This window comes from Psychrobacter sp. DAB_AL32B, assembly GCF_002224105.1.
GTDB lineage: Bacteria > Pseudomonadota > Gammaproteobacteria > Pseudomonadales > Moraxellaceae > Psychrobacter.
In genome coordinates this window covers 18162-27802 of record NZ_NEXU01000036.1, presented here as the reverse complement: position 1 = coordinate 27802, position 9641 = coordinate 18162, and the positions used below count along the sequence as shown (strand labels likewise).

At 39.1% G+C, this 9641-nt stretch carries 9 protein-coding genes; 7 read left to right on the top strand and 2 right to left on the bottom strand.

Annotation, left to right across the window (positions count from 1 at the left end):
- A partial coding sequence (locus tag CAN34_RS04365) for an MBL fold metallo-hydrolase (protein WP_121509221.1) occupies positions 1-362 on the bottom strand: 362 nt, incomplete at its 3' end.
- A 317-nt stretch (positions 363-679) separates the two neighbouring features.
- Between CAN34_RS04365 and CAN34_RS04360 the strand changes: the two genes are divergently transcribed.
- The 6 genes from CAN34_RS04360 (at position 680) to CAN34_RS04335 (ending at position 7000) form a co-directional block, all read left to right on the top strand.
- The gene (locus CAN34_RS04360; RefSeq protein ID WP_254423086.1) at positions 680-1018 is read left to right on the top strand and encodes a helix-turn-helix transcriptional regulator; all 339 of its coding nucleotides are present in this window, start codon (positions 680-682) and stop codon (positions 1016-1018) included.
- Positions 1019-1075: 57 nt separating this feature from the next.
- Positions 1076-2785 (top strand): SulP family inorganic anion transporter, encoded by a 1710-nt coding sequence (locus CAN34_RS04355; RefSeq protein WP_089554600.1) that lies wholly within the window; start codon positions 1076-1078, stop codon positions 2783-2785.
- Positions 2786-2985: 200 nt separating this feature from the next.
- Complete coding sequence (locus tag CAN34_RS04350) at positions 2986-3312, top strand: sulfur transferase domain-containing protein (protein ID WP_079692567.1); 327 nt, start codon at positions 2986-2988, stop codon at positions 3310-3312.
- 131 nt (positions 3313-3443) lie between these two features.
- Positions 3444-3776, top strand: a complete 333-nt coding sequence (locus CAN34_RS04345) for a TIGR01244 family sulfur transferase (RefSeq protein ID WP_079692568.1) — start codon at positions 3444-3446, stop codon at positions 3774-3776.
- A gap of 239 nt (positions 3777-4015) precedes the next feature.
- Positions 4016-4873, top strand: coding sequence for a bile acid:sodium symporter family protein (locus CAN34_RS04340; protein WP_089554599.1), 858 nt, complete (start codon positions 4016-4018; stop codon positions 4871-4873).
- Positions 4874-5479: 606 nt separating this feature from the next.
- Entirely contained in the window at positions 5480-7000 is a 1521-nt protein-coding gene (locus tag CAN34_RS04335; protein ID WP_089554598.1) for a reverse transcriptase domain-containing protein, read from the top strand.
- A gap of 273 nt (positions 7001-7273) precedes the next feature.
- Here the strand turns inward: CAN34_RS04335 and ahpF are convergent, their stop codons facing one another.
- Complete coding sequence (ahpF, locus tag CAN34_RS04330) at positions 7274-8851, bottom strand: alkyl hydroperoxide reductase subunit F (protein ID WP_089554597.1); 1578 nt, start codon at positions 8849-8851, stop codon at positions 7274-7276.
- A gap of 504 nt (positions 8852-9355) precedes the next feature.
- On the opposite strand from ahpF, the gene CAN34_RS04325 reads away from it, so the two are divergent.
- Positions 9356-9604, top strand: a complete 249-nt coding sequence (locus CAN34_RS04325; protein WP_089554596.1) for a YdcH family protein — start codon at positions 9356-9358, stop codon at positions 9602-9604.
- Positions 9605-9641: the final 37 nt, after the last annotated feature.

The following is a 9641-nucleotide window of genomic DNA, read 5'->3' as shown; positions in this document are numbered from 1 at the left end:
AAAATGTCAAATTGACTGGCATCGGTACGAAAGCTGCTATCAAAGTTAAAAATCTGCTTAAATATTTTTTGTACTTCAGTGATGTGTTGACCGATCACCAATTGTCCGCCGAGTGCCTCTTTTACGTGTATAGCACCTGATATATGGTCGGCATGGGCATGGGTTTCTATAATATAAACCAGCTCCCAACCATGATCATTGACAAACGCGATGACTTCGTCGACGCTAGTAGTGGCAGTACGCCCTGACTTTGCATCAAAATCCAGTACTGGATCGATAATGGCACATACTTGCTGCTGAACGTCTGCGAGTACGTGAGTATAAGTTTCTGTGTCGCTATGTAAGAAAGAATGAACTTGCATGGCTACCTCTTTACTTTTATATGAATGTTTTAATTTTCACTGAATTCTTACGTATAATAGATAGATATTTGTAGTATATGAATAGACGTATTTGCTATTTATTAAGACCAATATAGCAACTATCAAACAATTTAACAATTTATATAATGTAAATAACGATAACTTACTATCACTTGCGCTATCATTGATAATTAACTGTCTATAACCAGATCTTATCTATAAACTCTGCACTTTCTATTTATATTTTATATAAGGAGCTCGCTCTGACTACTTCTACTTTAGCATCGAGCACAGCTGCTACCAACACTAGCGACAATATGTCCCCCAGCGTAGTAGGCTTTGCCCCCAATGACCTTGCTAAAAAAATGCAACAAGCCTCATTGCAAGCCAGCCGACTATTGAAGTCTTTATCGCACCCTGATCGCTTATTACTCTTATGTCAGCTGACTCAAGGGGAATACTGCGTCAGTGAGCTTGAGCACTTGGTCGGAGTTGGTCAGCCAAGCCTATCGCAGCAGCTGGGTATCCTACGTAAGGATGAGCTGGTCTCTACACGCCGCGACGGCAAACAAATCTATTACAGTATCGCCAGTGATGATGCTTTAGCCGTCTTACAACTACTGTATCAGCGCTTCTGTAATCAGACCGACGCATAGCTTGTTAGCTTAATGGTCGCTGTTAATTAACTTTCTTTATTGTGATGATGTATTGCTATGCCTTCTATCGCCGCTCGTCTGATTCCTGCTTGGTTGCGCCACTACCGGATGTCGGCTCTACCGGCTGACATCATCGCAGGACTGGTGGTGGGCGTGCTTGTTATTCCGCAAAGCTTAGGCTATGCAGTATTAGCAGGGCTACCACCGGTTTATGGCTTATATGCGGCTATAGTGCCAGTCGCCGTTTATGCGTGGCTAGGCTCTAGTAATGTACAAGCAGTTGGACCAGCCGCCGTTACTGCTATTATGACTGCTAGCGCCCTGCACCCCTACGCGGATAAAGGCGCTGAACAGTACGTATTGATGGCAGGTCTGCTGGCATTGATGTTGGGCGCTATTTTGTGGCTTGCAGGACAGCTCAAATTGGGCTGGATTATGCAGTTCATTAGCCGTGGCGTATCGGCTGGCTTTATCAGCGGTGCAGCGGTGCTCATTTTTATTAGTCAGCTTAAGTATTTGACCGGTATACCTATCGCTGGAAATGGCTTGATAGGTTATTTATCTAGCATGCAGATGTATGCCAGTCAGTTGCATCCATTGACGTTAGTCATCGGGATGATTGCCTTCACGCTTATGGTTATGAACCGCTACGGTAGCAAGTGGGTATGGAAGTCTTGGTTATCCTCCTCTTATGCTAAATGGGCAGAGCGCCTATTTCCTCTTATTCTGCTCGGCATTGCTATTGTCCTTAGTACGGGCTTGCATTGGACAACCAATGGCGTGGCGACCATCGGTAGTATTCCGCAAGGACTACCAAGTTTTACCTTTCCTTATGTGCCAGACTTCCCTGAAGTCCTTAATTTGTTGCCTACAGCAGGACTGATGGCGCTGATTGCTTTTGTATCAAGTAGCTCAGTTGCCAGTACTTATGCGCGTCTGCGTAATGAGACATTCGACGCTAACCGTGAGCTAACCGGACTAGGGCTTGCTAACATCGCCGGCGGGTTCTTCCAAAGTTTCCCTATCGCTGGTGGCTTTTCACGTACGGCTATCAATGTCGATTCAGGGGCAAAAACACCCCTCGCTAGTTTAGTAACCGTGCTGGTAATGATTGCCGCTTTGATAGCATTTGGCAATTTACTTGCCCCACTACCCTATGCCATTTTAGGCGCGACCATCATGGCTGCTATCATCGGCCTCATTGATATAGCAACCTTAAAGTCTGCATGGCAGCGTGACCGTTTAGATGCCGCCAGCTTTATGGCGGCATTTACGGGTGTGCTGATATTTGGGCTAAATACAGGACTAATTATTGGCTTAATGGTGTCTTTTGCCAGCTTAATTTGGCAATCGAGCCAACCGCACGTTGCCATTGTCGGTCAACTGGCAGGTACGGGGCATTTTCGTAATATCAATCGTCATGATGTGGTGACCTTCAATAATTTATTGATGCTACGTATTGATGAGAGCTTATTTTTTGGTAATAGTGAATCGGTACATCGCCGTGTGATACAAGCTACCCAGCAGTATCCAAAAGCTCATGAGATTATTCTTATCATGTCAGCGGTCAATCACATTGATTTTACCGGACAAGAGATGCTCATTAGCCTAAATCAGGAGCTTTTAAACCAAAATAAGCATTTAAGTTTTAGCTTTATCAAAGGGCCCGTGATGGATATTATTGGGCATACTCCCGTCATTACCAAGCTATCAGGGCAGGTTTACCTAAGTACCATGGATGCGGTAAATGCATTAAAAGACGTTTAACAACGCCGCGACCTCTATATTATTAAGTTAATAATAATTATTGTCTGTGACAACCTATAGATGTGATAAAAGCTGTGTTATGCTAAATTATTATAGTGTTTAAAAACTACAGCCTTTAGGTATTATAGCCTTTAGAAAATACACTTATCTATAACGCTCTATTTCCTAGTGCCTTTCCATATATGTGACCGAACTTACTTATGACCGATGACTTAACCATTTATAAGCAAATCTATCCAAGCCAATGTATTAAGATTGCGGAGCTTGGCTACTGTTCTGTGCTCAATATTCGCCCTGATGCTGAAACAGAGACGCAGCCAAATAGCTGCGACTTAGCGCGTGCTACCGCAAAAGCCAACTTGACCTATCATCATCTGCCCTTTGACGATGAACGCCTGAGCATGGCAACTGTCGAGCAGTTTGCTGCCTTTTACCGTTCAATGCCTAAACCCATCCTTATGTTTTGTGGGACGGGTGCGCGCGCCAAGCTGCTTTATCAAAGTGCATTGATGCAAGGGCTGCTATAAAACTGGCTATAAAAAATACGATAGCGTTTACATACCTCATCTTTAGAAAACTATTTATTAAGCTTAGGCTGAGACTCTGTATTTTCATGCCAAACAACTCATATCTACTATAAAAAATAAAAGGAGCTCTTATGAGCCATCAAGTTAGCATTACCGGACAAATCACCCCTGACCAAGTACCAATGATCGCCGAAAATGGTTTTAAAACCATCATTAATAACCGTCCAGATGGTGAAGAGCCCAATCAGCCGACCAGTGCTGATATTGCTGCTGCTGCTGAAAAGGCAGGTCTTGCCTATAAAGAAGTGTCCTTTGCTGGCAGTGATCTTAATCAAAATCACGTCGAAGAATTTGCTGACTTTTTTAATCAAGCCGAGCAGCCAATGCTAATATTTTGCCGCACCGGTAATCGCTCAACAGGTATTTATGAAGCGGCAAAGCGCATGGATTTATTAGACGACTGAGATGTCAAATAAAGACGTCAAATAATCGCCTCATTAAATTACTAATGATTTAAGCTATTAAACTGATGAGCCCATATCGATATATGGGCTTTTATAGTTTTTGCGGCTATAGTGTTTGAAGCTTTAGTATTTGAAACTACAGTAGTTTCAAATGCTGCTAAAAATGTTACCACCACAAGGAATGTGGGTTATTAAAAAAGTCATTCAAATATGACCTTTAATTTTACAAGGAATGTTTCATGAGTAATAACGTATTGGCTCTACTGCCTTTAGCACTTGCCTACATTATGTTTACCTTAGGTACAGGGCTGAAACCTAAAGACTTTAAGGTTATCGCTAAACACCCCAAAGCGTTTATCGTCGGCTTGGTTAACCAAGTTATTTTTGTACCTTTGGTTGCTTTAGCAGTCGTCCTAGTAATGTCGCCACCACCGACTATCGCCTTTGGTATTATGCTAATCAGTTTTTGCCCAGGCGGCGTGACCAGTAATATGCTTACTTACTATGCCAAAGGCAATGTGGCGCTGTCCGTCGCGCTCACTGGTGTGGTAAGTCTATTGTCAGTAGTGACTTTGCCCATATTAATCACGCTAGCTTTTAATCACTTTATGCAAGATCAAGCGGGCTCTATCAGCGCGGTAAAAATTGGCTTAGTGATGTTTTTATTGACCACCTTACCTGTGACGATAGGTATGCTCGCGCGCTATAAGTTCACTGACTTTATGGTACGTAGAAGTGGCATCTTGAATGGCTTAGCTAGCGTCTTTTTTGTCTTGATTGTCTTTGCTGCCATTGCGTCTAACTGGCAATTATTACAAGAACAATTGGCATCTATTGGGCTTGAGCTTGTATTTATCATTGTGACTTTATTTGCGTTAAGTATTTTGACCTCTAAAGCAATGCAGCTTAGCTGGTTCGATACAAAAACGATATCTATAGAAACCAGTATTCAAAACAGTACGACCGCGATTACCTTGGCACCTATCATCATGGGTGTCAGTACTCTGCCAGCCATCGCCCTACCCGCTGCCGTATATGGCGTGCTAATGTATGTAATTGCACTGCCAATTATTTTTCTGATTAGGAATAAGAACTAGTTTTAGATAGCTTCTTTATTAGTGATAAGCGATGACACAGCTAAACAGATTAATATGCTAGGAATTTAACAGTGACCTAGACATAATTATTATTGACTGTAAATCATGCTTATCCAGATTTTTGGTGGAAGTCCTTTACTATAATTATCTTAAAAAAATACAACCAATAATTTGAAAAAATTAAATATGCTCATGTTGTTTTTACTAAAATCATCTTTCAAATTAATTTAGGCAAAGTCAATGTACAGCCGAGTGAGAATATGGTAAATTTAGATAGTAAGGGATGAAGCAAATAATTTAAGTTTGATTTTAAATCGAAGCACTTTTGTCTTAATCGAGTGTTGCTAACTAGATAGCTAGTTTAGTTAAATCTATACCATCATCGGTTGGCACTGTCAAGCGAAAGATGAGATATATGATTTGTAATATAGTTACTGAGAACATAGAGATATGAATCCTTAAGTTAATTATTATTATTATTATAATTTCCAAAAACAATAGGGGTGTTACTTTTAATGGTAACGGCTAAAACAACTTTTATTATTCGCTATATGCGCAAAATGCTAACCCCGTCATCCTTTGCTCTTTCAACTGACTCTCAATAATATGCCAAAGAAAACTGAACAGGATATTTGGTATAAACCTAAGCAATACCCACATATCGGCATTCCTTCTACTAACCATAACGCAACCATTTCATATATTAAAAATGAAGAAAAAGTTGCTGTTCATAGCTTTACTCCTTTTATCCACAAAGTTATCTCCACTAGCCGATATCGCAAAGAATATAATTCTTACGGCAAGCTAAAAAACAATGGCAAACGAGTAAATTGTGGAGCTAAAAATCGAGATATATATTACGCTAATCATTTAGATTCAAATATTTACGCCTATTACTCTTATTTATTACATGAAGATTATGAGACTATATTAGAAGCACGTGGCCTAACAGATGTGGTGACTGCTTATAGAAATATTTTGTTAAATTCGGAACAAATAGGCTCAAAAAATAATATTCATTTTGCAGATGAGGTTTTTAGTTATATTAAGAACCATTCAGTTAATGATAAAGAACTCATCGCTATTACTTTTGATATTAAGAATTTTTTTCCTAGCCTTGACCATAGTCTTTTAAAAAAAAGATGGTGCGAGGTGATTGGAAAAGAGAGCCTACCGGAAGATCACTACAACGTATTTAGGAACATAACAAAATTCGCTTACGTCGAAGAACAGCATATATTTAACTTATTTAGCAACAAAATACTAGTAAGAAAAAATGATGGTAAATCTGCCTTTAAATCAGTCGAACGCATTGAGCATCTATATAATAAAAAGGCCATAGCTTACTGTCCTATGAAAGATATACACACTATTCGAAAAAAAGGTCTTATTCGCTCGAATAAGCATATTGAAGGTAAACTGAGGTCTTCTGGAATTTGTCAAGGCTCTGCTATTAGTGCTACGTTAGCAAATATCTATATGTTAGATTTTGATGAAATCATTCATAAAAAAATATCTAGCATGGACGGAATCTATCGACGCTACTCTGATGATATGGTTGTTATATGTCCAATACACTACAAAACAGAAATTATTCAGCTTTTTAAAGATCAAACTAAAGATATCATACTTGATATTCATGAAGATAAAACACAGATTTTTCACTTTACATACGATAATCACAGACTAGTTTGTAAGCAGGAATTCAATAACAAACTAACCCAGTACAGTATCAACAGAAACTTTGAGTACCTTGGTTTTAGTTTTGATGGTGAAAACGTTTATCTAAAGACCAGCTCTTTAGCTAAATATTATCGAAAAATGAAAAAAGGTGTTCGAAGAAGCAAATTTTATAGCAACACTATTAATAACAGTACTAGAGGTGAGATTTTCAGAAAAAGATTGTATAAAAGATATTCATACATTGGATCAAAACGTTATATAAAATACAAACGAGTCAATGGTACAACAAATCAATGGCAGCCTGATAAATATATAACAAACTGGGGTAATTACATCACTTACGCTAAAAATGCTCATAAGATAATGTCAAAACATAGCAAGATTAATTCTCAAATTAAGAGACATTGGAAGAACCTTAACCAAGAAATTCAGCGTCCCAAGTAATTAAGTGATATAGGCAGTTCTACATAAAATCGATACGATTTTAATAAAGTAAATAGCCACGTGCTACTGTTATAAATTTTTCTTGCTTGCTGTTCGCAAGCGTGACAGAGGCTGCGAAAAATTTACTCCAGTAGCACTCGTATCGGTTTTAAAGTGAATCAACTATATAAGATTTAGCCTTTCAATAAATTTGTAGCAATTATAAAAAAGCCACCTCAAAAATGAGGTGGCTTTTTTATAATTGCTAAAAAAATTTATTGAATTAGAATAACCTTACTGCATAACCAAGTATTCAAACGCTGATAGTGCTGCTTTTGAACCTTCACCCATCGCGATATTAATTTGCTTAAATGGTACAGTAGTCACGTCACCACAAGCAAAGATACCTTTGCGATCGGTACGGCAGCGCTCATCAATCTCAATCTCGCCAAAGCGGTTTAAATCGACAAAGCCTTTGACGAATTCAGTGTTTGGCACCAAGCCAATTTGAACAAAAACAGCCGAAACATCAAGCTCTTTATTCTCACTGCTATTGCGATCTTGATAAACGATAGAAGTCACTTTACCATCAGTCGCTTTAATCTCTTGAGTGGCTGCACTAGTGATGATATCAATATTTGCCTTTTCTTTGGCTTTATTAATCAATACTTGATCCGCTTTTAGCTCATCAGCAAACTCGAATACCGTCACATGCTTCACGATACCGGCTAAGTCAATTGCGGCCTCTATACCTGAGTTACCGCCACCGATCACCGAGATGTCTTTGCCTTTAAAGAACGGACCGTCACAGTGAGCACAGAACGCCACGCCTTTACCAATGTTTTCTTCTTCACCAGGGACACCAAGCTTACGCCACTGAGCACCAGTCGCTAAGATAATGCTGCGCGTCTCAAATGTCTCACCAGTATTTAGATGAATGCTGTAATTTTCATCAGCAGTCTCACCAATCTCTTTGACACTGACGTGCTCTTTAAGCGTAATATTATATTCACGCAAATGCTTTTCAAAGTTTGCAGATAGCTCGCCACCTGTCGTTAAAGGCACAGAAATCAAGTTTTCGATATCTTGGGTATCTTTTACCTGACCACCAATACGGTCAGCAACCATGGTCACTTTTAAACCTTTACGCGCAGTATAAATAGCAGCCGCAATACCTGCAGGACCAGCGCCAATAATCGTCACATCTTGCTGCTCTAACTGCTCAGCGTCATCGTCAGCTTCTGCTAATAAATCAGGGAACTGCTCTTGCAACTTCTCAATCAATTTAGCCGTGTCAATCAGACCATTAGCAAACGGCTTACCGTTTAAAAATACTGCTGGTACGCCTTGGATGTTATTGGCTTCTACTTGCTCTTGGAACAATGCGCCATCGATCATCTCATTGCTGATGTCATCATTTAGTAGCGCGAATTGGTTCAGCGCTTGTACGACTTCTGGGCAGCTGTGGCAAGACAACGACACGTAAGTTTGGAACTGTAGCGGTTTATTAAAACGCTTGATGAGTTTTTGAATACCGTCATCTAGTTTCAGCGTGTGACCGCCCGCTTGCAAGATTGCCAATATGAGCGATGTAAATTCATGACCGCCCGGGATACCACTAAAGACGATACCAGTGTCGGTCAATCCGCCATCAATATGACTACGAACCGCAAAACTAATCGGACTTGGTAAGCTGTCATCGGTCGCTGCACTATCAAAATTTATTTTATCTGTAGTACCTGCAATTTTAGTCAAAAAATCAATCAACTCAGCACGCTTGCTATGTTCGCCACTACCCAATACAAAGGTAATTGGGCGGGTCATATTTTCACTATAACTTTTGACTGCGTCTAATAAGCTTTTATCTATCATGTTTGTTCCCCATTATTATTGAATATGTAACGTCAGCAACTGTGCTGCGTCTTTAAATTTGAGAAGGTCACGTGCCAATAATATTATTAATCGTGCGGCTGATGCCCTTTGATACGTCTATTATCAAAGGTTTGGCCGTTCTGGGCAAGCTGAAAAACTCAAACTTTAAGTTTTATAAAACAAATCATAAAACATTATTTTTATTTAATTTTAAAACTACTGATAAATAATAATCAATGATAGTCATAGTATCTAGGAATTTTTTTAGCTACAATCGAGTGACGCCAATAGGAAAAAATCCTATTAGTCTTATGGCAGATTCGCTTTTAAGCGTGTTCATTAAAAGTCATATCTGCTTGTGTTAAGTTTTATCGCTATTGAGTCAAATAGCGATAAAACTTAACAAAATCTAGGTCTCAAAATCATAGAAATTCATCACAGCAATCTTAACTAAAATGCGCGAATACTCATTGCAAGCTTGCGCTTCATAACAAGGATGACAACATGAGAAAGACTGATACATGGCAAGATAACAAAGAAATTATTGCTGAGCTTAAGCAGAAAGACAGCCACTTTGCGACTATTTTTGATGAACATACTCAGCTGGATCAACAAATCAATCAGCTTGAGAAAGATGTCATTACGCACGCCAGTCGCGACGAAGAAATTGAGCAAATGAAGCGGCGAAAATTGTATTTAAAAGATGAGATTTATAAAATAATTGATAAAAACAAATTACAATCTCATGCCTAAATATTTAACGTTGTAAATGTATACGTATAATAAAAAC

Coding starts and splice junctions, on each gene's coding strand:
- CAN34_RS04360 (WP_254423086.1), top strand. CDS start 680: ATGTCCCCCAGCGTAGTAGGCTTTGCCCCCAATGACCTTGCTAAAAAA.
- CAN34_RS04340 (WP_089554599.1), top strand. CDS start 4,016: ATGAGTAATAACGTATTGGCTCTACTGCCTTTAGCACTTGCCTACATT.
- CAN34_RS04355 (WP_089554600.1), top strand. CDS start 1,076: ATGCCTTCTATCGCCGCTCGTCTGATTCCTGCTTGGTTGCGCCACTAC.
- CAN34_RS04335 (WP_089554598.1), top strand. CDS start 5,480: ATGCCAAAGAAAACTGAACAGGATATTTGGTATAAACCTAAGCAATAC.
- CAN34_RS04350 (WP_079692567.1), top strand. CDS start 2,986: ATGACCGATGACTTAACCATTTATAAGCAAATCTATCCAAGCCAATGT.
- ahpF (WP_089554597.1), bottom strand. CDS start 8,851: ATGATAGATAAAAGCTTATTAGACGCAGTCAAAAGTTATAGTGAAAAT.
- CAN34_RS04345 (WP_079692568.1), top strand. CDS start 3,444: ATGAGCCATCAAGTTAGCATTACCGGACAAATCACCCCTGACCAAGTA.
- CAN34_RS04325 (WP_089554596.1), top strand. CDS start 9,356: ATGAGAAAGACTGATACATGGCAAGATAACAAAGAAATTATTGCTGAG.